The sequence below is a fragment of the Pseudomonas sp. LBUM1653 genome (assembly GCF_059716115.1).
The window spans coordinates 4667298-4692416 of sequence record NZ_CP166803.1 but is presented as its reverse complement, the minus strand read 5'-3'; the positions used below and the strand labels follow the sequence as shown (position 1 = coordinate 4692416).

General features: G+C 61.2%; 26 protein-coding genes. 12 read left to right on the top strand and 14 right to left on the bottom strand.

Translation table 11 applies throughout. The features are described 5' to 3' along the window. Positions 1-45: 45 nt before the first annotated feature. Positions 46-1536, bottom strand: coding sequence for a sensor histidine kinase (locus ACA054_RS21060; protein WP_497685994.1), 1491 nt, complete (start codon positions 1534-1536; stop codon positions 46-48). A 385-nt stretch (positions 1537-1921) separates the two neighbouring features. Here ACA054_RS21060 and ACA054_RS21055 point away from each other — a divergent pair, with 385 nt between their 5' ends. Then, positions 1922-2887, top strand: coding sequence for a LysR family transcriptional regulator (locus ACA054_RS21055; protein ID WP_497685993.1), 966 nt, complete (start codon positions 1922-1924; stop codon positions 2885-2887). On the opposite strand, the gene ACA054_RS21050 is transcribed toward ACA054_RS21055, so the two are convergent. The 6 genes from ACA054_RS21050 to ACA054_RS21025 all read right to left on the bottom strand — a co-directional run bounded on the left by ACA054_RS21050 (position 2863) and on the right by ACA054_RS21025 (position 6766). Next, a complete protein-coding gene (locus tag ACA054_RS21050; protein WP_497685992.1) occupies positions 2863-3291 on the bottom strand; it encodes a nuclear transport factor 2 family protein in 429 nt (142 codons plus the stop codon). The two genes, ACA054_RS21055 and ACA054_RS21050, sit on opposite strands and share 25 nt — an antisense overlap. Before the next feature lie 54 nt (positions 3292-3345). Beyond that, positions 3346-3546 (bottom strand): helix-turn-helix transcriptional regulator, encoded by a 201-nt coding sequence (locus ACA054_RS21045; RefSeq protein WP_180203326.1) that lies wholly within the window; start codon positions 3544-3546, stop codon positions 3346-3348. Next, positions 3543-3917, bottom strand: coding sequence for a hypothetical protein (locus ACA054_RS21040; RefSeq protein ID WP_497685991.1), 375 nt, complete (start codon positions 3915-3917; stop codon positions 3543-3545). Before ACA054_RS21040 ends, ACA054_RS21045 begins: the two co-directional genes overlap by 4 nt. Before the next feature lie 1328 nt (positions 3918-5245). Then, positions 5246-5815: a chorismate mutase gene (locus ACA054_RS21035; protein WP_497685990.1), complete on the bottom strand. Its 570-nt coding sequence runs from the start codon at positions 5813-5815 to the stop codon at positions 5246-5248. Positions 5816-5918: 103 nt separating this feature from the next. After that, complete coding sequence (locus ACA054_RS21030) at positions 5919-6203, bottom strand: DUF7693 family protein (protein WP_497685989.1); 285 nt, start codon at positions 6201-6203, stop codon at positions 5919-5921. Positions 6204-6364: 161 nt separating this feature from the next. After that, positions 6365-6766, bottom strand: coding sequence for a hypothetical protein (locus ACA054_RS21025; protein WP_180207199.1), 402 nt, complete (start codon positions 6764-6766; stop codon positions 6365-6367). Positions 6767-7001: 235 nt separating this feature from the next. Between ACA054_RS21025 and ACA054_RS21020 the strand changes: the two genes are divergently transcribed. The 3 genes from ACA054_RS21020 to ACA054_RS21010 all read left to right on the top strand — a co-directional run bounded on the left by ACA054_RS21020 (position 7002) and on the right by ACA054_RS21010 (position 10316). Continuing rightward, a complete protein-coding gene (locus ACA054_RS21020; protein ID WP_497685988.1) occupies positions 7002-8702 on the top strand; it encodes a tetratricopeptide repeat protein in 1701 nt (566 codons plus the stop codon). 183 nt (positions 8703-8885) lie between these two features. Next, entirely contained in the window at positions 8886-9821 is a 936-nt protein-coding gene (locus ACA054_RS21015) for a Ppx/GppA phosphatase family protein (RefSeq protein WP_497685987.1), read from the top strand. Positions 9822-9902: 81 nt separating this feature from the next. Next, positions 9903-10316 carry an arsenate reductase ArsC gene (locus ACA054_RS21010; protein WP_497685986.1) on the top strand — a complete coding sequence of 138 codons (414 nt, stop codon included), beginning with the start codon at positions 9903-9905 and terminating at the stop codon, positions 10314-10316. A 6-nt stretch (positions 10317-10322) separates the two neighbouring features. On the opposite strand, the gene ACA054_RS21005 is transcribed toward ACA054_RS21010, so the two are convergent. The 4 genes from ACA054_RS21005 to ACA054_RS20990 form a co-directional block, all read right to left on the bottom strand. Next, positions 10323-11015: an RES family NAD+ phosphorylase gene (locus ACA054_RS21005; RefSeq protein WP_497685985.1), complete on the bottom strand. Its 693-nt coding sequence runs from the start codon at positions 11013-11015 to the stop codon at positions 10323-10325. Further along, a complete protein-coding gene (locus ACA054_RS21000) occupies positions 11009-11413 on the bottom strand; it encodes an antitoxin Xre-like helix-turn-helix domain-containing protein (protein WP_497685984.1) in 405 nt (134 codons plus the stop codon). Before ACA054_RS21000 ends, ACA054_RS21005 begins: the two co-directional genes overlap by 7 nt. 716 nt (positions 11414-12129) lie before the next feature. Next, complete coding sequence (locus ACA054_RS20995; protein WP_497685983.1) at positions 12130-12552, bottom strand: MAPEG family protein; 423 nt, start codon at positions 12550-12552, stop codon at positions 12130-12132. A 15-nt stretch (positions 12553-12567) separates the two neighbouring features. After that, positions 12568-13521, bottom strand: coding sequence for a diiron oxygenase (locus ACA054_RS20990; protein WP_497685982.1), 954 nt, complete (start codon positions 13519-13521; stop codon positions 12568-12570). Positions 13522-13733: 212 nt separating this feature from the next. Here ACA054_RS20990 and ACA054_RS20985 point away from each other — a divergent pair, with 212 nt between their 5' ends. After that, on the top strand, positions 13734-14690 hold the full coding sequence (locus ACA054_RS20985; protein WP_497685981.1) for an AraC family transcriptional regulator: 957 nt from the start codon (positions 13734-13736) through the stop codon (positions 14688-14690). 79 nt (positions 14691-14769) lie between these two features. Here the strand turns inward: ACA054_RS20985 and ACA054_RS20980 are convergent, their stop codons facing one another. Beyond that, complete coding sequence (locus ACA054_RS20980) at positions 14770-15687, bottom strand: LysR family transcriptional regulator (RefSeq protein WP_497685980.1); 918 nt, start codon at positions 15685-15687, stop codon at positions 14770-14772. A gap of 142 nt (positions 15688-15829) precedes the next feature. Here ACA054_RS20980 and ACA054_RS20975 point away from each other — a divergent pair, with 142 nt between their 5' ends. The 6 genes from ACA054_RS20975 (at position 15830) to ACA054_RS20950 (ending at position 21554) form a co-directional block, all read left to right on the top strand. Then, complete coding sequence (locus tag ACA054_RS20975; protein WP_497685979.1) at positions 15830-16588, top strand: 5-oxoprolinase subunit PxpA; 759 nt, start codon at positions 15830-15832, stop codon at positions 16586-16588. A gap of 62 nt (positions 16589-16650) precedes the next feature. Further along, positions 16651-16896, top strand: coding sequence for an acetyl-CoA carboxylase (locus ACA054_RS20970; protein ID WP_497685978.1), 246 nt, complete (start codon positions 16651-16653; stop codon positions 16894-16896). Between the two features lie 10 nt (positions 16897-16906). Then, positions 16907-18280, top strand: a complete 1374-nt coding sequence (locus ACA054_RS20965) for an acetyl-CoA carboxylase biotin carboxylase subunit (protein WP_497685977.1) — start codon at positions 16907-16909, stop codon at positions 18278-18280. After that, positions 18277-19149: a 5-oxoprolinase subunit B family protein gene (locus tag ACA054_RS20960; protein ID WP_497685976.1), complete on the top strand. Its 873-nt coding sequence runs from the start codon at positions 18277-18279 to the stop codon at positions 19147-19149. The genes ACA054_RS20965 and ACA054_RS20960 overlap by 4 nt, the downstream gene beginning before the upstream one ends. Beyond that, a complete protein-coding gene (locus ACA054_RS20955) occupies positions 19146-20120 on the top strand; it encodes a 5-oxoprolinase subunit C family protein (RefSeq protein WP_497685975.1) in 975 nt (324 codons plus the stop codon). Before ACA054_RS20960 ends, ACA054_RS20955 begins: the two co-directional genes overlap by 4 nt. Positions 20121-20231: 111 nt before the next feature. After that, on the top strand, positions 20232-21554 hold the full coding sequence (locus ACA054_RS20950) for a purine-cytosine permease family protein (RefSeq protein ID WP_497685974.1): 1323 nt from the start codon (positions 20232-20234) through the stop codon (positions 21552-21554). A gap of 79 nt (positions 21555-21633) precedes the next feature. On the opposite strand, the gene ACA054_RS20945 is transcribed toward ACA054_RS20950, so the two are convergent. Further along, entirely contained in the window at positions 21634-22059 is a 426-nt protein-coding gene (locus ACA054_RS20945) for a hypothetical protein (protein WP_497685973.1), read from the bottom strand. A 157-nt stretch (positions 22060-22216) separates the two neighbouring features. On the opposite strand from ACA054_RS20945, the gene ACA054_RS20940 reads away from it, so the two are divergent. Beyond that, positions 22217-22867: a TetR/AcrR family transcriptional regulator gene (locus ACA054_RS20940; protein ID WP_497685972.1), complete on the top strand. Its 651-nt coding sequence runs from the start codon at positions 22217-22219 to the stop codon at positions 22865-22867. 1388 nt (positions 22868-24255) lie between these two features. Here ACA054_RS20940 and ACA054_RS20935 read toward each other — a convergent pair. Beyond that, positions 24256-25098, bottom strand: coding sequence for a DUF2950 domain-containing protein (locus tag ACA054_RS20935; protein ID WP_497690351.1), 843 nt, complete (start codon positions 25096-25098; stop codon positions 24256-24258). Positions 25099-25119 lie beyond the last annotated feature (21 nt).

Genomic DNA, 25119 nt, shown 5'->3' with positions numbered 1-25119 from the left:
GCAACCGCCCGGCGCGGTGTTCCTGGCCGGCGTCATACCTGTGTATCAGATGGCCGCGGCGTACCCCGCATCGTTGGCAACCCGTATCGGCAGGGCAAACAGAAACGAACTGCCCTGGCCTGTTGTGCTGGTGGCCCAGATCCGGCCACCGTGGAAATCGATGATCGAGCGGCAAATGCAAAGCCCCATGCCCAGGCCGTTTTCCTTGGTGGTGAAGAACGGCGTGAACAACTGCGGCAAGACATCGGCGGCGATGCCCGGCCCCTGGTCGGCTACTTCCAGCACGGCCTCGTTGTCCTTTACCCAGGTGCGAATCGACAGTGCCCGTTGCGCGGCGTTGACTGCGTCCATGGCCTGGCAGGCGTTGATGATCAGGTTGATGATGACTTGCTGCAGTTGCACGCGATCGGCACTGACCTGGCCGCCGAATGCGCCCAGCTCGATTTTCGGATTGATCCTGTGATGGACAAACTCATAACGGACCAGGCTCAAGGTCTCGCTGACAATGTCGTTGAGCGATTCGTTCTGGCGCAGTGGGTCGCTCTTGCGCGACAAAGCCCGAACGCGGTGGGTGATTTCGCTGGCTCGATGGGCGCTGGCGATGATCCGCTCCAGTGCCTGGCGTGCTTCGACCAAATCGGGCTGCGGGCGGCTCAGCCAGTTGCGGCAGGCTTCGCCGCTGCTGGTGATCGCCGCCAGCGGTTGATTGACTTCATGGGCGATGGACGCTGCCAGTTCGCCCAGGGACGTCACGCGGGTGACATGGGCCAGCTGGGTCTGGGCGCGGCACAGCGCTTCTTCGGCCTGTTTGCTGGCGGTCACGTCCATCAGCGCGCCAAGGTATTCAAAGCGCCCGTGCCGGGTGAAGAGCGGGGTGGCGAACATGTGCAAATGCTTGATGCGCCCGTCGGGCATCAGCAGGCGGTGCTTGACCTCGATCAGGGTCGCATGGCGCGCCGCCTTTTCGAAACCGCCCAGCACCAGGGGCAGGTCATCTGGGTGGGTACGCTCCAGATACGAAGACGCAGAGGAGGGCATGCCCACCGGGTATTCGAGTATGCGTGCCACCTGTTCCGACCAGCCCATCCTCCCGAGGTCTGCGCGAAAGCCGAAGCAACCGGTCCGGGTCAGGCGCTGGGCACCGGTCATGTAGACTTCCTTGTGGCGCAGGCTGTCGGACACCTGCTTGCTGCGCAGCGCCAGGAAAATAATCGCCGCCAGTACAGTCAGGCTGCGCAGCAAGTCCGTGGTCGATTCCCAGCGGTAAAAGCCACCCTGATCCAGGCACATCAACGTCAGCACCAGCATGCAGAACAGCGCGACCACGATCACCGCGCTGATCGACAACAGGTTGATTGCCATCAGCAACAGCGCGATGTACAGCGTCGTGGTGCCGAGGTCGGCCCGGGTTTCGGTATTGATCAGTATCCCGCACGCCACGATCAGCCCCATCAGCCACACCAACAGGTTTTCCAGTGGCTTGAGATTCAGGCCGAGCAAGAGGCGAGACGTCCGTTGACCGCAGTTGTACAGCATCTTGCTGCAGGTTCCTTTCAGGAAGGTAGGCGCGCTGCGTGCAGTGGCAGGCTTTTTTGTCGGAGTGTCGATCATGCGCGCCTCGGTTTTTTGTTCGGGCTGGAAGCGGAGAATCGGTTCAGTATCCTAGAAGCATGGGGCCTGATTCCGTTAGGACAAAAAACCCGAAAAAACCGCCACGGCGTCGACTTTGGCGATTGCCGAAGCAAGTGGAACCCCTTCATTACATTGGTTTTTTTCGGTTGGTGTCATACCCAGGTATCAACCGGCTCACCTAACGCATGATTGTGCCGTCCCCATGTACAGCAGACGTTCTTCCTGCGCGGCCATAACCTGTCCAGGCACCTTCCCGAAACCAAAGGCCGCGTGCCGGGTAGCGAACCTCATGAACAGAAATGACCTGCGTCGTGCCGACATCAACCTGCTGGTGGTTTTCGAGACGATGATGCATGAGCGAAATGTCAGCCGCGTCGGTGAAAAGCTGTTCCTCGGGCAGCCCACCATCAGCGGTGCCCTGGGCCGCTTGCGTGCACTGTTCGATGACCCGCTGTTCATTCGTTGCGGGCTGATGATGGAACCGACCGCACGGGCCGAGGAAATCTTCGCCAACCTGGCGCCGGCGCTGGACGGCATCGCCGCCGCGTTGAGCCGTTGCCAATCGTTCGACCCGCGCACCAGCGAGACGACGTTTCGTGTCGGCCTGTCCGATGATGTCGAATACGCGCGGCTGTTGCGACAGCTGCGAGTCGAGGCGCCGAACATCACCTTGATCGTGCGCCGTGTCGATCAGCAGCAGATGGCGCAAAGGTTGGGCAATGGTGATATCTGCGTGGGCATCAGCCACACCCTCGACCTGCCGGCCAATGCCCGGCGCAAAGGCTTGCGGCCGATCCGCCCGATGCTGCTGCGGTCTGACACCCGGCCCGGGCCGTTGGCGCTGGACGAGTTTTGCCGGCGGCCTCATGTGCTGGTGTCGTCAATGGGCAATGCTACGGATGACAGCGACCATGCCTTGAGCCTGCTGGGCCGGCGGCGCAAAGTGGTGCTGACCGTCCCGCAGTTCAGTGCGTTGCCGGGGTTGCTGGCGCAAAGCGACATGTTGGCGATCGTGCCGGATTACGTGGCCAAGGCGATGACCTCGGTGGCAGGGATGAGGGCCGAGCCGGTACCGCTGCAACTGCCCGTACCGGAACTTTCCATGGCCTGGCGCGCAGCAGTGCATAACGATCCCGGCCAGCGCTGGTTACGCTCGCGCTGCTGCGCGTTTCTCTGTGAGCCGGTCGAGTTGCAGGTGGTGCCCAAGGCTCGACCGGCGCTGCACAACGGTCAGGCTTTGCTGGTGGCCAGGTAGGCGCCGAGGCGCCGGCCCATTTCCTCGCCCAGCGCCTGCAAGCCACTGAGAGGGCGGACCATCACTTCGAAATCGACGATTTTTCCCTGTTCGTTGAAGCGGATCATGTCGATGCCCTTGAGCTGTTTCTCGCCGACCCTGGCGCTGAATTCGAGGATCACATTCAAGCCGTCGGCGCTCGCCAGTTCGCGGTGATAGGTGAAATCTTCGAACACCTCGAACACCGTGTTGAGAATCATCGAAACCACCGGCGCACCCGGATACGGCGTGTGCGCCATCGGCGAGCGAAACACCGCTTGTGGGTCCAGCAGCGCAGGCAAGGCCTTCAAATCACCGGTGCGGATCATCGCGTGCCACAGGCTCAAGGACTCTGCGGCTTTGGGGTGCAGTTGCAGTTCAGCCATATTCAACTCCTGTTTTTTGTTGTTGTGCAAAGCTTGCCAGCTGGACGCCATGGATCAGCCGGTGAACTCATCGTCGAAAATACTTTCGATGGGCAATGCAAACGTCCGGGCGATCTGAAACGCCAGCGGCAGGCTTGGATCATAGCGGCCATTTTCGATGGCGTTGATGGTCTGTCGCGAGACATTGAGCATCGCCGCCAGATCCACCTGCGACCACTTGCGTTCGGCACGCAGTTCCTTGAGTCGGTTTTTCATTGGTAACGACGTCTGGCGAGGGCGAGGCCGATGATCCACATCAAGCCCATCACCGGCCATACGCAGATCCAGGAGATGTGGGGGAAGCCGACATTCTCCAGAAAACCGTAGCTGAATGTCAGCAACGCGGAAGCGGCAAAGGCAAAACCGAGCGCCTCGAATTGAATGCGCAGGTGCATTTCGTCCAGCGTACGCATCATCCGCACGATCGCCCAGCACATCAGCGCCGCCGGAATCACCGGCAACAACGTGATGACGATACGCAAACCGGTACCCAGGCCTTGCGGATTCTTGAGCAGGGTCAGCGACAGGATCAAGAACACCGTGTACAGCGCCAGCGCTGCGCCCATTTCCATGTAGTAACGTTTCATTGCATCGTCCTGATGTAAAAGTACCTTTACATATTCGCTGGAGTTTTTGTGAATGTAAAGGGTGTTTTACATTGGGGGCTGATGCAGCATTCAACGCCCCCATCGTCGGAACGCCGCCCGCAGCAAGCCGGCACCTACCGGGGAAATACGTACGGCTCCCGATCAGGCCGGCCGGTAGGCCGCCTCGCGTTTGCTTTGGCTTTGATCTACTTGCCCCTCGAGAGGCCGAGCGCAGGTTCTGCGCATGCGGCCTGAGGGGACCGCGTTTTTGCTGGATTTTTTTGGCGTACATATCCATTGCTGCGGTAACGACCACTTATGGTTTCGCCCTTACGGCGAGTCCCTTTTTCAAACGCCGGAGTGCCGGCCCAGCAAAAAGGAACCAAAAGGCTTTGCCCCACCACTCGGTGCCTCGCTGTGGCTCGGCATGCCCTCTCTCCGGCATTGCTCCGTGGGTCGCCGCGATGGGCCATCCCTGGCCCAGCGCGGCTAAACCGGCGTCCTGCCGGTTTACCCACTGCGCAATGCCTGCGTTCGGCCATCGTGGTTTAACGGGGCGCCCAAATCTAAAGCCAAAGCGAGGCGGCCTTACAGCCGACCTGACTTTGCAGATACCCCCCAATTCCCTGTGGGAGCGAGCTTGCTCGCGATGGACGTCAACGATTACGCGGGCTGTCTGGATGATCGTGTTGTCTGGGCGTTTTTCGCGAGCAAGCTCGCTCCTACAGGGGTACGAGTACAGCTGCAAAATCAGGTCGGCTGTCAGGCCGCCTCGCGTTTGCTCTGGCTTTGATCTACTTGCCCCTCGAGAGGCCGAGCGCAGGTTCTGCGCATGCGGCCTGAGAGGGCCGTTTTTTTTTGCTGGATTCTTTGGTGTGCATATCCATTGCTGCGGTAACGGCCGCTTATGGTTTCGCCCTTACGGCGAGTCCCTTTTTCAAACGCCAAAAAGGAACCAAAAGGCTTTGCCCCACCACTCGGTGCCTCGCTTTGCTTTTGCTCTGCTTTGGCTTTTGATCTTCTTGCCACATCGAGAGGCCGAGTGGAGGTTCTGCGTAGTGGGTAAACCGGCATGGATGCCGGTTTAGCCGCGCTGGGCCAAGGATGGCCCATCGCGGCGGGCCCACGGAGCAGGACCGGAGCGAGGGCATGCCGAGCCACAGCGAGGCACCGAACGTCAGGGGCAAGAGCCCTTGGTTACTTGGGGCTTTTCCAAGTGACTCGCTGTAAAAGCGAAACCATAGGTGGCCGTTACCGCAGGAATGTATATGTTCGCCGAAAGAAAAAGGTCGGCTATCAGGCCGCCATCGCGAGCAGGCTCGCTCCAGTTATAGATCCGTGACGCACAATTCCCCAGTAGCGCGAATCAGCGCCTGGCCATGCAGGGCATCCTTTATCAGGCCCGAGCGCTGCTCCGCCAGCCAGGCCGGGCACTCCGGGTCGACGCGATAGGGCACGAAATCGGCGTATTGCTGCAACAGGCGGGCTTGCAGCTCATCCTGTTTTGCCCGTAGTTGATTGAGGTCCGGTCGTGGCAAGTCGGGCGCCTTGTGCGCCGCTTGCCATTGCGCGATCAGTCCGTACTGCACCAGTTTGTTGGCTTCGATCTGTGCGGCGATCAAGTCAGCGGCTTCGTCCGGGTTCACGTTGCTACCGGTTGCCTGCTTCCTGGCGTTATTGATGAGCAGGGTTTCCCGGGCAGTATCCTGAATCGGTTTGCCACTGTCCCACTTGGTCAGCGCCACCAGATCGGAAATGTTCAGGCGCTCGTTGATGGTGTTCAGCAGCGGCCGCAGCGTTTCGGGTGCCGGGGAGGGCGTGGCGGCATTGGCGACGCTGGCGAGTAAGCCGAACAGCGAGCAAGCGAGAACTTGCGGCAAGCGTGGGCAGTGGAACATAAGCAACCTCTCGGGCACGGGATGCGCATCAAGTCTTATGTATCACAGCTGAGTCAGATGAACGATAGTTCAACGAGCACTTTCGCAATGGCCCGACCCGGACTCAGTCGCCGGCCAGCAAACGCTCGATCTGCGCCAGCTCCCAGGTGCTGAGCAAACTCACCGGGTCGGTACCGAATCGCGGCCCACCCTCGAACGCTCGGCCATCCGCGCTCTGGCAATGCAGGCAGTGGCGCAGGTGAGTGTGGTCGACATCGAGGCTCAATCGCCAGCCCTCGATGTCGACCTGTACCGGACCGGGTTGCCCATCAAGGCGCTGGAGCGGGCGCAGACCCAAGGCGGCGTCACGCAGTTGCTGGTAAACCTCTCGGGCTGTCAGGGGCGGCACAGGTGTCTCCGGCGGGATGGCGGCATGGATAGAATCGGGCACACAGGATAGACGATCACGAACCAGGGGAAGAACCCTGTAACGCACTGGTTTGAATTGCAACGACGAAAAAGCCCGGCTGATCAGGCCGGGCTTTTTGTTGGTGCGGTGAAGCGCTTGGTTCAGGCGACGGTGTTGCCTTGCAGGCGATCCGAGCCATCGGCGGCGACGGTGTTGCCTTGCAGACGATCCGAGCCATCGGCGGCGACGGTGTTGCCTTGCAGACGGTCAGAACCGTCGGCGGCTACGGTGTTGCCTTGCAGGCGATCCGAGCCATCGGCGGCAACAGTGTTGCCTTGCAGACGATCAGAACCATCAGCAGCAACGCGATTCTCGATCAGGCGATCCGAACCGCCTTCAGCCACACGATTCTCGATCAGACGATCCGAACCACCCTCAGCCACTCGGCTTTCAATCAGACGATCCGAGCCACCTTCAGCGACAACAGGCTGAACAGAGGTAGCGGCAAAAGCGTTAACTGCAAAGACCGAGAAAGCGATGCTGAGGAGGGTTTGGCGTTTCATGATCGTGTGCTCCGGGGTGTTGTTGGTTGGTATGGAGCCAATGTTACGCCGCGGATTTTTTAAGAGAACTTCATTGACGTGATTGTGAACATCGATGGCATTGATATAGCCAGCGGCAGCCTGTGGTGGGCGTGATGATGCGACGCAGCCTGTCGTCGGCTGTGGCGCCCGGCCAGGAGCGCAGGGGTATGCTGGTTTTTCGCAGGGTCCACACTCCGATCGAGAGGATAAACCGATGCACGACTATTACGATCTGGGCACCTACAGCCGCCCCGTGACAACCAGTTCACCCCAGGCCCAACTCTGGTTCGACCGTGGCCTGATGTGGTGCTACGGCTACAACCACGACGAAGCCATCCGCTGTTTTCAGAAGGCCCTGGAACACGACCGCAACTGTGCGATGGCCTATTGGGGCATCGCCTATGCCTCGGGGCCCAACTACAACAAACGCTGGGACGCCTTCATCGAACAAGAGCTCAAGGAGGCCGTGGCCCAGGCGCGACTGGCGACGCAAATCGCGCTGGTGCACCTCGACGGCGCGACGCCAGTGGAGCAGGCCCTGATCCACGCGCTGCAGCAACGCTACCAGGCAGAGCAGGCGAACAGCGTTGACGAACTCTTCACCTGGAACGATGCCTATGCGGTGTCCATGCGCGATGTGTACAACAGCTTTGCCGACGATCCCGACGTGGTAGCTCTGTTCGCCGAAGCGCTGATCGACCGCACGCCCTGGCAGTTGTGGGACCTGAGAACCGGTCAGCCGGCAGCCGGTGCCGACACCCTTGAGACAGTGGCCGTGCTCGAGCGGGCCCTGCAACGCATGGAGCAACACGGCGACGCACCGCACCCCGGCGTGCTGCACATGTACGTCCACACCCTGGAAATGTCGCCATACCCGGAACGGGCATTGCGCGCGGGCGATGTCCTGCGCGACCTGGTGCCGGACGCCGGACACCTGCGCCATATGCCGTCGCACATCGACGTACTCTGCGGCGATTATCGCGGGGCCATGATCACCAATCACCGGGCAATCCAGGCCGACAGCCTCTATCTGGCCGAGGAAGGGCCGATCAACTTCTACACCCTGTACCGCAGCCACAACTACCACTTCAAACTCTACTCGGCGATGTTCCTCGGCCAGTACCAGCCGGCCCTGGAAGCCGCTGAGCAACTGATCGATACCATCAAGGAGGACCTCCTGCGAGTGGAAAAACCGCCCATGGCCGACTGGCTGGAAAGCTTCGTGTCGATGAAGGTCCACGTGCAGATCCGCTTCGGCAGATGGCAAGACATCCTCGCCACACCGCTGCCCGACGACCAGGCGCTGTACTGCGTGACCACGGCCATGCTGCACTACGCCAAAGGCGTTGCCTTTGCTGCCTGCGGGCAAGTCGCCGGTGCCGAAACCGAGCATCACCTGTTCCTCGAGGCCTGGGCCCGGGTGCCGGACACACGCTACCTCTTCAACAACAAATGCAACGACATCCTGGCCGTGGCCGCGGGCATGCTGCGCGGTGAAATCGAGTATCGCAAAGGCAACGTCGACGAAGCCTTCACCCACCTGCGCGAGGCGCAATCTCTGGACGATCACCTGCCTTACGACGAGCCCTGGGGCTGGATGCAACCGGTGCGCCACGCACTGGGCGCGCTGTTGCTGGAACAGGGCAGGTTGGAAGAAGCCCTGCAGGCCTACCGTGCCGACCTGGGCCTGGACAACACCCTCAGTCGCGCGTCCTGGCACCTGGACAATGTGTGGAGCCTGCACGGTTACGTGGAATGTTTGAAGCGACTGGGTCGCGAAGCCGAAGCGGCTGCTGCGCAAGTTCGCCTCAACCTGGCCATGGCCCGGGCGGATGTGGAGATTTCGGCATCGTGTTTTTGCCGGATCTGTAGGAGCGAGCGGTGCGGCGACCCGACTTGCCCGCGAAAAGGTTAGTCCCGTTAGAACTCTGGAATAGGCATGTCCGCCCCGACGATATGACGAAACCGTGACGCACAAAAGGCAGCACAGTTAATCGCAGTGTCATCTGCGTGTCACTGAACCCATGGCAACATCCGCGCAACCGCCACGGGCGATCAGACTCGTCCACGGGCCGATGAATTTGCCAGGAACCCCACCATGAAAGGCGACGCTTCGCTATTTGCGGCCATTGACCTGGGCTCCAACGCGTTTCGCATGATGATTGGCCAGCAAGTCAAGCACAGCCAGCAGATCCTGATCCAGGAAGTGAAAACCCTGCGTGAACCCGTCCGTCTGGCAGAGGGCTTGCAGGGCGGCGCGCTCGACGAACTGGCGCTGGACCGCGGCTGGCAAGCCCTGGCGCGCTTCGGCAAAAAACTGCGCGGTTTCGAAGCGGGCCGGGTGCGGGCGGTGGCCACCAGTGCCGTGCGCGAAGCCGAGAATGCGCAACTGTTCCTTGCCAGCGCTGAGAGGCACCTGGGGTTTCGAATCGATGTCATCTCCGGGCATGAAGAGGCCCGGCTGGTGTATGCCGGTGTTGCCCATACGATTCCTGATCCCGGGCGCATGCGGCTGGTGGTGGACATTGGCGGTGGCTCCACCGAATTGATTCTGGGCAAGGGTTCACAACCGCTCGTCACCGAAAGTATTGCCATCGGCAGCGGCACCCTGGGGGCGCGTTACTTCGCCGGCGGTGTCATTACGGCCAGGGCGCTGCTCGAAGCCGAGCGGGTCGCCACCCTGCAGTTCGAAAAGGTCGCACGCCGTTATCGATCGCTGGGTTGGCAGCAGGTCATTGGCTCTTCCGGCACCGCTCGGATGCTGGCCAAAGTGCTCAAGGCCAACGGGCTGAACGACAACCGCCAAAGCGGTATTACCTACAGCGGCCTGTTGCGCTTGTCATTGCGACTGCTGGAGGTCGGGCACGTCAAGCAACTCAAGCTGGCGGGCTTGCAAGCCCATCGCCTGAGCATCCTGCCGGGTGGCCTGGTGGCGATGTTGGCGGCGTTCAAAGTGTTCGGTGTGTTGCACATGACGCCCTCCGAACCGGGATTGAGGCTGGGCGTGCTGCATGGACTGATGTCCCAGCACTGATAGGGCTGCAGGCGCGCCAAGCCTTGGCTTCTAAACTGACTGGACACTTGTCCGCAAGATGGAATCAGGGGGAAGAGAGTCATGACAGACAAACGTCGGGTGCTGTTCGTTTGTGCGCACAATGATGTTCGCTCACTGATGGCCGAAGCATTGCTGCGCCACACCGATTCCGAGCATTTCGAATCCTTCAGCGCCGGGCTTGAAGCCACTGAAGTCGACCTGCGCACCCTGGAAACGCTGGACCATATCGGTATCGATAGCACCGGGCTGCGCAGCAAGGGCATCGACGAGCTTGAAGTTCAGCCCTTCCACTACGTCATCACGCTGTGTGACAAATCCTCGGAAGACACCTCGCGCATGCCCGCGTCCGACGAAGTCATCGTGTGGAATTTCGAAGACCCGACGCTCAGCGAAAGACATGATCCGTTCCGCCACACCGTCCAGGAAATCCACGACCGCATCAAAATGTTCATCACGGTGAAGACCCGGTCGTGACTTCCCTCAAGCCTCGCTGATCTGGCTGACGCTGGTGATCTGACCATTCCAGACCATCTCGTAATGGGCGGTCTGGATGATCGAAGAGACAGGCCGGGGCGTCATCAACGCCCAGCAAACACTGCCAGGCAGGCGCACCGAGCGATAACGCAGACCCGGGCAACCGGCCTTCCGGATCGCCCGGCCCAGTGTGCGGGAATGGCTGTAGTCGTCAGGCGCATACAGCGGATCGTTGATCGGCAGGACGGTGGCGTCTTTCATGCCCGTATCCATGAATGAACACGACAGCCCGCGGAACACAAACCGCTCATAGTTCAGGCCCGGCACCTTCGACCAATACAGGCTCTGGTGATGCCGCACCTCGGCCAGTGCGGTTTCCATGGAATCGGCCAGGTACAACACTCCAAAGCTGCCATCGCTGAACCGCGAGCCCGCCGGGTTGATGTGAGTAAAGGGCGCGGTGGCGTACGAGCAGCCAGCAATGCCGAACGGGATCTCGCCCCGTGGGATCAACTCAAGCTGACCAACCTCGTTCTTCAGCCGGGGATTGGTCAGTGCCTGGATCTCGAACAGCACCTCGAATTCATCCGCGTTCGCCACGTCATCGAACAACGCAATCGGTGGAAACTTCGAATTGACCAGCCGGTAAGCCTGCAACGCCTGCCCGGCAAACACCGCCAGCTCACTCAACTTCACCATTGCGCGCCCCGCAACATATCAATGCGCCGAAAGGTCTCATACAGCGAAATCATGTCGCCCTGGGCCATGATCGCCAACGGCGAGCGCCCATTAAAAAACTCGTTGTCGTTGGCCATCGACACGAAGCCATACACGTTGTCCGGGTTGTCGAACACCAGGCGCAACGTGGCGTGAATGTTCAGTACAAAACTGATGCGCTGCATCTGGTCCGCATCCAGCGCCACCGCCCAGTCAGGGTCATGCTGCCGCGCGCGGGTGTAGGTGCTGCGGGAAATGCGCAGGATGCGGCAGGCCTGCTCGCTGCTGGCGCGCCATTTATCCAGAATGCCCACGGCGGCGCGCAGGCCGGTGACGCATTGGTTTTTGCTGAAAGATTGGGGCTGGGAGGCGACGGCCATGTGCATTACCTATCTTTGAATCCTTAGACTCAAAGATAGGTAGATTGTGTCTACAGAACAAGGTCCTCTCGACCAGCGGCAGCATCACATCGGCACCTGTAGGAGCCAGGCTTGCCGGCGAACCAGGCGCCGCGGGATGTCTGCTGCACCGCGTTATCGTTCTTCGCTTTGTAGGAGCCAGGCGAACCAGGCGCTGCGGAGTGTCTGCTGCACCGCGATATCGTTCTTCGCTTTGTAGGAGCCAGGCTTGCCGGCGAACCAGGCGCTGCGGAGTGTCTGCTGCACCGCGATATCGTTCTTCGCTTTGTAGGAAGCCAGGCTTGCCGGCGAACCAGGCGCTGCGGAGTGTCTGCTGCACCGCGTTATCGTTCTTCGCTTTGTAGGAGCCAGGCTTGCCGGCGAACCAGGCGCCGCGGGATGTCTGCTGCTCCGCGTTATCGTTCTTCGCTTTGTAGGAGCCAGGCTTGCCGGCGAACCAGGCGCTGCGGAGTGTCTGCTGCACCGCGATATCGTTCTTCGCAGGCAAGTCGGGTCGCCGCATCGCTCGCTCCTACAGGCGAACCAGGCGCTGCGGAGTGTCTGCTGCACCGCGTTATCGTTCTTCGCGGGCAAGTCGGGTCGCCGCATCGCTCGCTCCTACAGGCGAACCGGGCGCTGCGGTGTACCTGCTGGAGACCTGTGCTTGCGCAGGCCAAGGCCTGGGTTCAGATGATGCTTCATGCGCCGTACCAGGCAGCCATCACAATGAGCCCGAGAAAACAAACCAGCTGAACGAAAAAGAAGGTAAACCGGACTGCCACGAACTTATTGGTTTGCACATGGCAGACGTGAACCAGCGACTGGCACACCCGAGCAACCAGGATGAGTATGGACAAGTAGTTTACGGCAGGGCCGTCGACACCAAGGGCTGAAATCACGGCCACGATCGCGCCAAAGACAGGCAGATTTTCCACACAGTTCGCATGCGCTCTGGTTGCGCGCCGATACCAGTCCTCGCCTTCGAGCCGGTCGCTTCGGAAAGAGGCAATCGGCACATTCGAGAACAATATTCTGACCCAGCGATATACCCCGACGGTTGCCATCAACAGCAGCAAAGTCCAGGTCGCAAATCCAAGCAACATCCACATCGGTATCGTCATGGCTGCCATCCTCGATCAATGGCTCATGATGGGTGCCAGTGCGGTCTGAATCCTCGACATCTGGGCTGGTGTTGTCATGCGCGTCAGCAGCCGGCCAAAGTGTGGATGCTGCACGCCCGAGATAATGTATTGCCAGCGGTAGGCGCTCAGCACGCAGGCTTCGATGCGCGCTGTCTGGTTGACACTGAATGACCGTGAAGCATTGCGAGTGAAGTACTCGGCATCGGCTGCCGATTGTGCCTGCAGGATGGCGTCGACGGCTGCTACCAGCGCAATCAGATCGTTCACTGCCTGGTCGCACTCGGCGGGCGAAAGTTTCGCGTGCTCGGCCTTCCACTCCAGTTCATCGAGCACGACGTGCCGGCTTTCATCGATCCAGTGAAATTTGAAGACGTCCTTGAACAGTGGGCACAACTCCTCGCGCGGGGCGATGCTTTGCGCATAGTGCGTCTGAACGAATAGCTCGATGTGACAGGTCAGCGCCAGTACCGACCAGGTGCTGGCCGTCAGTACCGCGCGCGCCACATCGTTTGGATCGGCCACCTGACGATATCCCGCGGGCAATTGCGAGCCAATCATCGTTTCCATGCGCCGGAACAGCTCCTGATGCTTGATCTCGTCGTTGGAAAAGCGCACCAGCGCTTCGAGTGCGAGCTGATCGTCAAATACATGGGCGCGACCTTGATCGAGCATTTTGGCACTGATAAAGCGCTCCACCAGACCAAAGAGGTACGCATAGGTCCGGCCTTGAATCTGACTGAGCAGGCGCGCCTCGTGCGCGTCGAGAAAGGTCAGGCGGTCGACCTGCGACAGTGAGTCGGGCAAGAATTTGCGCGAGAAGTCGAAACGCCGGTCCTGCAGCAAATCGCGATCGATCTGCCATTCGGCTTTCTTCGATGATCTGACCAGTTGAGCGTAACGGGCGGCGTTGCCCAAATCAGGGGTGGCTGGGGTCGCGAAGGTGTTCATATCGATCTCCTGCTTTCCAGGTCGAATTGGAAGGGGGCGGTTACGGTTACCGTCGGAGCCAATGACCCTGGGTGAAGCTTCCGGGGAGAGCCTCTGGGAAGAGCCTCGATCGCTGAGTCCGCGTAGGTGCTAATCTAGGCCTCGCCGTTCAGGCGAAGAATGACTGGTGCGCCTGATTACTTGCTCCAGACTCCGCAAAGGAGGGGTGGCAATTGCTGGATGCGCTTTCTGATGTATTGCGTGTGATCCGGCTGTCTGGAGGGGTGTTCCTCGAGGCGGAGTTCACTGCGCCCTGGTGCATGAGCGGAAGAATCTCTGCCGACGATTGCAAACCGTACCTGGCGGCACCTCGACATATCATTGCCTCGCATTTTGTCGCGGCGGGGCACATGCAATTGCGCCTCGACGATGGCGCCCCCCTCGACGTGCGGGCAGGCGAACTGATTCTGCTTGCGCGCAATGACGTTCATACGTTTGGCAGTGACCTGGGCATTGCACCCATGTCGGCGCGCGACGTCATTACGCCGCCGCAAGTCGGCGGCATTTCACGAATCAAGTGCGGCGGTGGTGGCGAGGCCACACAGTTGTTGTGCGGTTTCCTCGGCTCTGAAACTCCCTTCAGTCCGTTGCTTTCGTCGCTGCCATCGGTATTGAAATTGGACGTGCGCGCGACGGCGTCGGGGGCCTGGATTGAAAGCTCATTCCGTTTCGCCGTGAGTCAGACCGCAGCAGGGAGTGTCGGCTCGGCGGCGGTCATCGCCAAGCTATCGGAATTGCTCTTCGTCGAAGCCGTCAGCCAGTATGTCGCGAGCCTCCCGGCCGAGCGGCGCGGGTGGTTGGCGGGTTTGCGAGATCCGCATATCGGGCGCGCACTGGCGCTGCTCCATGCTCGTCCGACCGAGGGCTGGACAGCGGAAACCCTGGCGCTTGAGGTGGGCATGTCGCGCTCGGTATTCGCCCAGCGCTTCACCGCATTGGTCGGACAGCCACCGATGCAATACCTGACGCTCTGGCGTATGCACGTGGCGGCTCAACATCTGCTCGAAGGTCGCGGGAACGTGGCGCAAATCGGCTTTGCCGTTGGCTACGAATCCGAAGCGGCGTTCAGTCGCGCATTCAAACGCCAGTTCGGCACATCTCCCGGCGCCTGGCGCAGGCAATCAGCATGACCCGGATTAAACGTCACCGTTGCGCAGCCGTGTGACGAGCCTGGGGTTGCTTGGGCAAAACACTGCCACGGCGGGTGAACTAGCGTCGTGCAGACAATTGTTGCGGCGCCAGAAATGCATCGTGGAAATAGTTACGAAACGCCTGCATGGCCGGGCTGAAATCGCGCTCGCGATGCCAGGCCAGGCCGACGCTCATGGGGGTTACCTTGTCGGTGACGGTCAGGGTTTCGATGCGTTTTCCTTCCAGCGACCAGGGGCGGTGCACCAGGTCCGAGAGGATCGCCACGCCGCTGCCATTGGCGACCATGCTGCGCACCGCCTCGACTGAACTGGTGCGCACCCGCACGTTGGGCTGTTGGTGCGCGTGTTCCCAGTAACGCATGGCGCTTTGTTCGGCTTCGTCGACGGTCAACAGGATATAGGGCTCCTGCGCAACGTCAGCCAGGCTGACGGCGGAACGATCGAGCAGGGGGTGATGGCTGGGCAGCCATAACCGGCGTTCGGAGTTGAAGAGGGTTTCCGAGACGATGTCCGGGTGAGTGAGGTTCGCGGTCAGCAGCACCGCCATGTCGAATCTTCCTTCCAGCAGGCCTTGTTCGATGGCCGTGCGTTCTTGCTCGTGGACCTCGATGGCCACGTCCGGATGCCAGTGTTCAAGCCGTTGCAGATGGTGCGGCAGAAAGTAGCCGATCACCGTGTAGCTCGCGGCCAGACGTAACAGGCCACTGGCCCGGACGTCCGGCAGCGGGCTGTTCAGCGCGTCGTCGACGCTGCGCAAAATCACGTAGGCGCGATTGAGAAAATGCCGCCCGGCATCGGTCAGGCTCATGCCCTGGGCCGAGCGCTGGAACAACAGCGTGCCGAGCATGGCCTCCAGTTCCTTGATCGCCGTGGTCACGGCGGACTGGGAAATGTTCAGGTGAATCGCCGCTTGAGAGATTTGCCCGATCTCGGCGGTGGCGACGAAATAGCGCACCTGGCGCAGGGTCAGTGACATGAGCACTCCGGTTGATGGCGTATCTGTTTTTCAGAGCTATCTGTTTTTCAGAAGATGGCCCATCTGATAATAGATCTTCCCAAGGGGTTGGCGGGAATTTAACGTGGTCTGCATGAAGTCACAAGCGTCAGGAGCAAGCGTCATGCAGGCAGTAGATTTCAACTCGGACATGGGCGAAGGCTTTGGTCCGTGGACCATCGGCGATGGCGTCGACAACGAACTGATGGGCTTCATCAGCTCAGCCAATATCGCCACCGGTTTCCATGCCGGCGACCCAAGCACCATGCGCCGCACCGTTGAGCAGGCCAAGCTTCTGGGCGTGGCCATCGGCGCGCATCCGGGGTTCCGCGACCTGGTCGGCTTTGGCCGCCGCCATATCAATGCCCCGGCCCAGGAACTGGTCGACGACATGCTTTACCAGTTGGGTGCCCTGCGTGAACTCGCCCGGGTTCAAGGCGTGGAACTGCAACACATCAAGCCTCACGGCGCGCTGTATATGCACCTGGCCCGTGACGAGGAAGCCGCCCGATTGCTGGTTGAAAATCTCCAACGCCTGGAGCCTGAGCTGCTGCTGTATTGCATGCCTGATTCCGTGATCTGGCGCGTCGCCAAGGAGTTGGGCCAACCGGTAATTCGAGAGTTCTATGCCGACCGCGAGTATGACCTCAGCGGCTCCATCGTCTTCACCCGCCATGTGCGCGCCTACGACCCGACCCAGGTGGCTGCGCGGGTGTTACGCGCCTGTCAGGAAGGGGTGGTGCGCACAGTCGAGGGTGAAGACCTGGCGATTGAATTCGATTCCATCTGTTTGCACAGCGATACGCCGGGTGCGCTGGCGTTGGTTGAGGCCACGCGTAACGCACTCGATAGCGCCGGGATCAAGGTTCGCGCGCCGCGCTGAACCTGCAAAAACACCGAATCATTTTTGCCTGCCTTTCTACAACTATTCCAAGAGGAACAGACATGGCCGAACACACTGTCATCACCCCATTGCCAGGGACCTTCTATCGCAAAGCCACGCCCGAAGCGGCGAACTACGTCGAAGTGGGCGCGCAGGTCAGCGCCAACACGGTGATTGGCCTGATCGAGGTCATGAAGCAGTTCTCCGAACTGACCGCCGGAACGGCCGGTCGCCTCAGCGCTTTCCTGGTTGAAGACGGTGATCCGGTGGAGCCGGGTCAGGTCGTCGCAACACTCGACGGCGAATGAGGGCGCGATCATGACGCAAGGCATTCGTAAATTACTGATCGCCAACCGTGGCGAAATCGCTGTGCGGATTATCCGCGCCGCCAAAGCGCTGGGGATTCCTACCGTTGCCGCCTGCAGCGAAGCGGACGTCGATTCTCAGGCCGCGCGCATGGCCGACGAGGTGCACATCCTCGGCCCGGCCCGTGCTGACAAGAGTTACCTGAACGTGGAGGCATTGCTCGGCGCGTTGAAGGCCACGGGGGCCAATGCGGTCCATCCCGGTTATGGCTTTCTCTCGGAGAACGCCGACTTTGCTGAAGCTGTTGTCGCCGCAGGCGCGATTTTCGTCGGACCGAGCGCCGAGACGATCCGGCGCATGGGTGACAAGGCCGAAGCCCGGCGCACCGCGCAAGCGGCTGGCGTGCCGGTGGTGCCGGGTTCGCCCGGTGAGCTGTTCGACGTCGAATCGGCGCTCAAGGCTGCCGAGTCCGTCGGCTTTCCCCTGCTGATCAAGGCCTCGGCCGGTGGCGGTGGGCGGGGCATTCGACTGGCGGAAAACGCCCAGCAACTGAGCGAGGAGTTTCCCCGTTCCCAGCGCGAAGCCCAGGCCGCATTCGGCAACGGCGCGGTGTATCTGGAACGGTTTATCGGCAAGGCCCGGCATATCGAAGTGCAGGTGTTGGGCGATGGCCAGCACGCGGTGCACCTGTTCGAGCGCGAGTGCTCGCTGCAACGGCGGCGCCAGAAGATCTTTGAAGAGGCACCGTCGCCGGTCCTCAACCCGCAACAGCGCGAGACGCTTTGCGCCAGTGCCGTGCGCCTGACCGAAGCCCTTGGCTACAAAGGCGCTGGCACCCTGGAGTATCTGTACGACGACGCCACCGGTGAGTTTTTCTTTATCGAGATGAACACGCGGATTCAGGTGGAACACCCGGTCAGCGAACTGATCACCGGTATCGATCTGGTCCAGGCCATGCTGCGCATTGCCGCAGGCGAGCCGTTGGGCTTCAAGCAAAGCGACATCCAGCTCAACGGCGCCGCGCTGCAAATGCGCTTGAACGCCGAAGACCCGGCACGGGATTTCTTCCCCAGCCCAGGTCTGGTCGAATCGCTGATCTGGCCGCAAGGGGAGGGTGTGCGGGTCGACAGTCATCTCTATCAAGGCTACCGCGTGCCGCCTTACTATGACTCGCTGTTGGCCAAGCTGATCGTGCATGGCCGGGACCGCAACGAAGCGTTGGCCCGTGCCCGAGTCGCGGTCGAGCAGACCACGCTCACCGGCATGGCCAGCACCCTGTCGCTGCACGGTGAGCTGCTGGAACAGCCGTGGCTGCACAGCGCCGACTTCCACACCGGCACCCTGGAAACCTGGCTGGCCGCGCGCCGCAGCGGAGGTGAAGCATGAGTACCCCGATCCGCTACAGCTTCGGCGCCGACGAGCATTTGTTTGCCGAAGTCAGCGACAGCATGTCCCTTGAAGCGTTTTTCAAGGGCATGGCCGTGACCCGCGCCGTGGAGCGGCTGGCGCTGGATGGCGTACTCGATGTGTGCCTGGCCAATGCCTCGTTCCAGATCCGTTTCGACCCGGACCGCATCGCGCCTCACACCTTGCTCGAAGCGGTAAAAGGCGCAGAAGCCGAGGCCGTGGCTGAGCGCACCTTGCAAACCCGGATCATCGAAATCCCGGTGCTGTACAACGATCCTTGGACCCATGAAACCCTGATGCGTTTTCGCGACCGTCATCAGGACCCGAGCGCCACGGACCTGGAGTACGCCGCGCGGATCAACGGCCTGGCGGACGTCGAGGCGTTCATCGCCGCCCACAGTGGTGCGCCGTGGTTTGTCTCGATGGTCGGCTTCGTCGCCGGCCTGCCGTTCATGTTCCAGATGGTCGAGCGCGAGCGCCAGTTGCAGGTGCCCAAGTACCTGCGCCCGCGTACCGACACGCCGAAACTGACCCTCGGTCATGGCGGATGCTTCGGTTGCATCTACTCGGTGCGCGGTGCTGGTGGTTATCAGATGTTCGGCGTCACGCCGGCACCGATATACGATCCGCAGCAGAACCTGGCGTACCTGAAAGAGCACATGGTGTTCTTTCGGCCGGGTGACATCGTGCAGTTCAAACCGATGGAGCGTGAGGCATACGACCAGGCCGTGGCCGACGTTGAGGCCGGGCGTTTCGATCTGCGGATTCGTCCGGTGGAGTTTTCGCTGGATGCGTTTCTGGCCGACCCGATCGGCTATCCCAAGTCGCTGCAGGAGGTGCTGGCATGATCAAGGTACTCAAACCCGGTCTCGCCACCTCGGTACAGGATCTGGGCCGCGAAGGTTACTACCACCTGGGCATTCCGCCCTCCGGCGCGCTGGATCAATACGCCCTGAGTGCGGCCAACCAATTGGTTGGCAACCCGGCCAATTCGGCGGCGCTGGAATGCACGCTGCTGGGGCCGGAACTGGAGTTCCGGGAAGACGCACTGGTGGCGGTGTGCGGTGCGTACATGACGCCGAGGGTCGATGGCGTGGAAATGCATCACGATACGGCGTTCACGGTGAAGGCCGGACAAGTGCTGCGCTTTGACTTTCCAAAGGCCGGCGCTCGTACCTATCTGGCAGTGGCCGGTGGCATCGATGTGCCGGTGGTGCTTGGCAGTCGGTCCACCTATGCGTTGGGTGCGCTGGGTGGTTTTCAGGGACGCAGGCTGACAGCCGGCGATGAATTGCCCATCGGTATCGCCAGCGGCAAGGGCCGGGCAGGGGCCAGTCTGCCCATGGCGTTGCGCCAATCCCTGGGGGGCGAAATCACCCTGCGGGTGGTGCCAGGGCTTTACTACGATCGCTTGACCCCTGCGGCGGCGGACAGCTTTTTCGCCGAGGCCTGGACCGTCGGTTCGGAAGCGGATCGCATCGGCTATCGCTTCAAGGGTGGCAGCGCGCTGAGCTTTCAGCCCCGCGAACAGCCGTTCGGCGCCGGTTCCGATCCGTCGAACATCGTCGACAGTTGCTACCCGATCGGCTCGATCCAGGTCCCCGCCGGGCTCGAACCCATCGTGTTGCACCGCGACGCGGTGTCCGGTGGCGGCTACGCGATGATCGGCACGGTGATCAGCGCCGACCTCGACCTGATCGGCCAGATGCAACCCAACCAGAAGGCCCGCTTTGTCGCGGTCACCCTGGAAGAGGCGCTGGAAGCGCGACGTTCCTACAAGAAAAAACTCAGCTGCCTGAGCAAGCTGTTCCCTTCCTGATTCTGCCCGCCGCATCGCGCGGGTAATGCCAAACGGTAAGCCAACGCCGCACTACGGTGCGGTGGCGGCTACCCGCGCTTCAACCTTTGACTGGTTCTGGAGTTCACGCATATGGCTGCTTTATCGCAATCGAGTCAAACCGGGCAGGACCCGGCCAATCATCCCGTTCCACCTCAAGCACGCATGGGCCGACTGTCGCTGACCATGGCCTGGTGGGCGGTGTGCAGTGCGATGTTCTACATCGTGGTGGGCGCTTCCCTGGCGCTGTCTTATGGCGCGCGCAATGCGCTGATCGGCATGGTCCTGTCGGTGATCAGTTACGGATTGGTCAACAGTGTGCTCAGCCGTTTCGCGATCCGCAGCGGATTGTCGGTGGCGTTGTTTTCGCGGCTATTGTTCGGCAGCACCGGGGCGTGCCTGGCCACCTTGATCTTCTTTTCCACGGCGATCTATTACGCGGTGTTCGAAGGTTCGGTGATCGCCGTGGCGCTCAATCACCTGTACCCGGAACTGGTCTATCCATTGGCCGCGTTGCTGGTGGTGCTGTACAGCGTGCCGATGATTCTGGGCAGCGTGCAGCACTGGCTGGACAAGCTCAATGGCGTGCTGCTGCCGGTCTACCTGGGTGGCTTGCTGGTGGCGGTGGGGCTGTCGATCAGCCGTTATGGCTACCAGCCGCAATGGCTGGATTTCGGCCCGGCCACGCCCAGTGTGACTGGTTGGTGGGATTGCTTCGTCGCCTACATGGGCGTTTGGGTGTTGATGCTGTTCACCTTCGACTATGCCCGTTTCGGCAAGTCCGAGGACGCTGAGTATCACGGTCGCTGGAACTTTGGCATGCCGTTCTACGCGGTGACGTTTTTGCTCAACGGCGCGGCGGGCATCTATCTGGTCAGCAGCATTCCCCATGAAGGCGCGTTGAACGAAGTGTCAGTGGTCATGGCGATCTTGCAGTTGATGGGCCTGTGGGGATTGTTGTTTGTCTGGGCCACGCAAACCCGCATCAATACCGCCAATTACTACCTGGCGACGCTCAACATGCAGGCGTTCTTTGGGCGTTTTGGTGTGCGCGGTTCGTACTTGATGTGGGCGCTGACGGTTGGGGTGATCGTGTACGGCTTGATGCTCGCCGATGTGTTTGCCTATCTGCTCAAGGCGTTGGCTTACCAGGGCATTTTCGTGGTGGCCTGGGTCGGCGTGGCGTTAGCGCAGATTCTTTACGGACGCAGTGACGTGGCTGCGCTGGAACGAGTGGCCGCATTCAACCCGGTGGGCCTGACAGCCTGGTTTTCCGCCACGGCAGCGGGACTCGCGCTGATGTATTGCGGTGGTGGCCTGGGCAGCTTTTCCGCCCCCTCGACCGTGGTCCTGGCGTTTGCCCTGCAGGCCGGTTTGTCACGCCGAAGCCGGTTGCGCCTGCAGTTGGCACAGTAGGGGAACGCAGTCGTACATCTCGCTGATCGGCAATCGCGGGTGTCTTGTTCATACGGCACCCGCGGTAGCAGCTACCGGGTCATGACAGGCGCGATTCGCCTGGCGCGCGGCTCAAGTACCCGGCAGCAACGCCGATGCGCGAGAACACCAGCCAGACAAAAAGCAGCACACTCACGCCAATCAGGATCGATGCGATGCCAATCAGTGGCTCGATCGACGGGAAGCCCTTCATGCGCAGGGTCAGCGCGCCGAGCATCACCGGCACGCCCAGGTTGTACATCCAGAACTGCACTGCAGCGGCGCGACCTTCGGTCACGCACGGGTGCAGTGTGCCGATGACGCCGAATAGTGCCATCGACACCCATCCCAACAGATTGATGTGGGCATGTACCGCGAACAGCGAGTGATCGCCGGATGCGCCCATCGCCACCCCCAGCATCACGCCAATCGCAAAGTAGAGGGCAGCGAGTCGAAACCAGGCCCGCGAACGGGGATTGTGATTCATGGCATTCACCTCAAGCGCCCTGAGGCGCGTTCAGTTGCTGGAAATCCCTGAAATCGTGATGCCCGCAGGTGCCGCGCACAGGGGCGGTGGCAGATTCCGTGCCGTGCGTCTATTATGAGACTTAAGTCTCATTACAAGACAAGGTATCATTTATTCCATGTCCAACCCCAAGTCAAGCCCATTGATCGGCGAGGGCGATCCACAAGGTCGTGTCAACCAGAAGCTGCGCACCCGCCAGGCGCTGATCGAGGCCGCCGTCGCCTTGCGCGACGAGGGCCATCAGCCCACGGTTGCGCAAGTGGCCGAGCGCGCCAGGGTGTCGCGCGCCACGGCCTATCGCTACTTTCCCACGGTTGAAGCGTTGATCAGCGAGACGGCGGCCGATCGTGACATGCCGCCGCTGGAGCGCATCTGGCGACCAGGTGACGATCCGGTAAAGGGCGTGGGCCTGGCGGCGAACGCGTTGAACAAACTCTTGATCGACGACGAGATCGGCCTGCACGTGATGGAGCGTTCATTCATGACCGTGTGGCTCGAAAGCGAGACCCACGAGCCCCTGCGACCGGGCCGACGCCTGAGCTACATCGAGCCGATTGTCGACTCGATGAAGGACCTGCTTTCACCCAGGGCGCGCAAACGCCTGAAACAGGCGCTGTCGATCGTCATGGGTACCGAGGCGTTGATCGCCGTGCGCGATATCGGTGGCGCGAGCCTCTCAGAAGCACTTGCCACTACCGCCTGGGCGGCGCGGGCGCTGGTTCGCCAGGCGCTGGATGAGGATGAAAAAGCCCGTCGAAAGCGTGGCTGACGACCTTTGTCCGTTTGTGATGAAAGGTGCGGGATGAAGCAGGAGGCAAGTAATGCGAATGTGCGTACTGGTGACGCGGAGCGTCACAGGATGCATTCCCACGCAGAGCGTGGGAACGAGCAAAACAAGGCGACCGGCTAGCCTGATTCTGGATCTGTGCGCGCGCACTGATCGTTCCCACGCTCCGCGTGGGAATGCCGCCAGGGACGCTCCGCGTTCCGCTAGCAACGCAAGGCTGGGGGTATGCGCAGTGGTGACGCGGAGCGTCACAGGATGCATTCCCACGCAGAGCGTGGGAACGATCAAAGCGAGGCGGCCGGCTAGCCTGATTCTGGATCTGCGCGCGTACGCTGATCGTTCCCATGCTCCGCGTGGGAATGCCGCCAGGGACGCTCCGCGTTCCGCTAGCAACGCAAGGCTGGGGGTCTGCGCAATGGTGACGCAGAGCGTCACAGGATGCATTCCCACGCAGAGCGTGGGAACGATCAAAGCGAGGCGGCCGGCTAGCCTGATTCTGGATCTGCGCGCGTACGCTGATCGTTCCCATGCTCCGCGTGGGAATGCCGCCAGGGACGCTCCGCGTTCCGTTAGCAACGCAAGGCTGGGGGTATGCGCAGTGGTGACGCGGAGCGTCACAGGATGCATTCCCACGCAGAGCGTGGGAACGATCAAAGCGAGGCGGCCGGCTAGCCTGATTCTGGATCTGCGCGCGTACGCTGATCGTTCCCATGCTCCGCGTGGGAATGCCGCCAGGGACGCTCCGCGTTCCGCTAGCAACGCAAGGCTGGGGGTCTGCGCAATGGTGACGCAGAGCGTCACAGGATGCATTCCCACGCAGAGCGTGGGAACGATCAAAGCGAGGCGGCCGGCTAGCCTGATTCTGGATCTGCGCGCGTACGCTGATCGTTCCCACGCTCCGCGTGGGAATGCCGCCAGGGACGCTCCGCGTTCCGTTAGCAACGCAAGGCTGGGGGTCTGCGCAATGGTGACGCGGAGCGTCACAGGATGCATTCCCACGCAGAGCGTGGGAACGATCAAAGCGAGGCGGCCGGCTAGCCTGATTCTGGATCTGCGCGCGTACACCTGATCGTTCCCAAGCGCATCAAAGGAATGCCGCCAGGGACGCTCCGCGTTCCGCTAGCAACGCAAGGCTGGGGGTCTGCGCAGTGGTGACGCGGAGCGTCACAGGATGCATTCCCACGCAGAGCGTGGGAACGATCAAAGCGAGGCGGCCGGCTAGCCTGATTCTGGATCTGCGCGCGTACGCTGATCGTTCCCATGCTCCGCGTGGGAATGCCGCCAGGGAGGCTCCGCGTTCCGCTAGCAACGCAAGGCTAACGGGTGCCTTGCGCCCCCGGTTTCATTGCCTGCGCCGCCTGAGGTCCGAGTCAGTCCGGCTTCTCTTCATCGGCCGGCACTTCTGCCCAACTGTCATCCGGATCAAAGCGCTTCATCGCCTGCGCCAACTTTTCACTGCCAGGTCCCAGGTCTTTTTCGAAGATCTGCCCTTCATGACTGATCATGAAACTCATCACCCCGGTTTCACCATATTTCGCCGGCCAGGCGATCAGTGCAAAGCCGCGGCTCATCTTGTCACCGATGAGGTAGCTGTAGGCCCCGCCCGGTGCCGAAGGACCCTGGCCAAGCAGGATGCGGAAGTGGTATCCATGCCAGGCCTCGCCGGCAATGGTTTTTCCGAACGACGGGCCCACCGGGCTGATCTGACCGCTATCGTCGTCCGCCCAATAGAGTCCGTCGTGCTTGCCGGGGGTGCTGAAGATTTTCTGCGCATACTCGAGTGCGCCGTCACCGTCGCGATCCACCGAGGCATAGTCCATCTGGGCATCGTGATAGGCCAGCGCCGATTGCACCGCTGCCAGCTCGTTACGGCCAATTTGCCGTGTACGAAGTTCGGCACTGCCGGCCTTGATGTCGAAGCGCCAACCCTTCGCGACTTTGACGATGGGGATAGGCAGTGTCCAGTGCTCACTGCCCACCGACAGGATCGCCTTGTTGTCGCCGGTTTTTTCGATCTGGTGTTGCTCGTGGTATTGCTTCAAAAACGCCTCCACGTCTTCGCGTTCTGCGCCTTCGCGAGGGATGAAACTGCGCCAGTCTTCACCCAGCAACTCGGTCAGGCGTTTCTGATCGGCGTTTTTCGTACCCAGGGCTTCGACGAACGCTTGCGCGGCCTTTTCCGGCGTTGCAAATTCCTGCTGCGCCGTCGCCATGCACGACCATGCCAGGCCGAC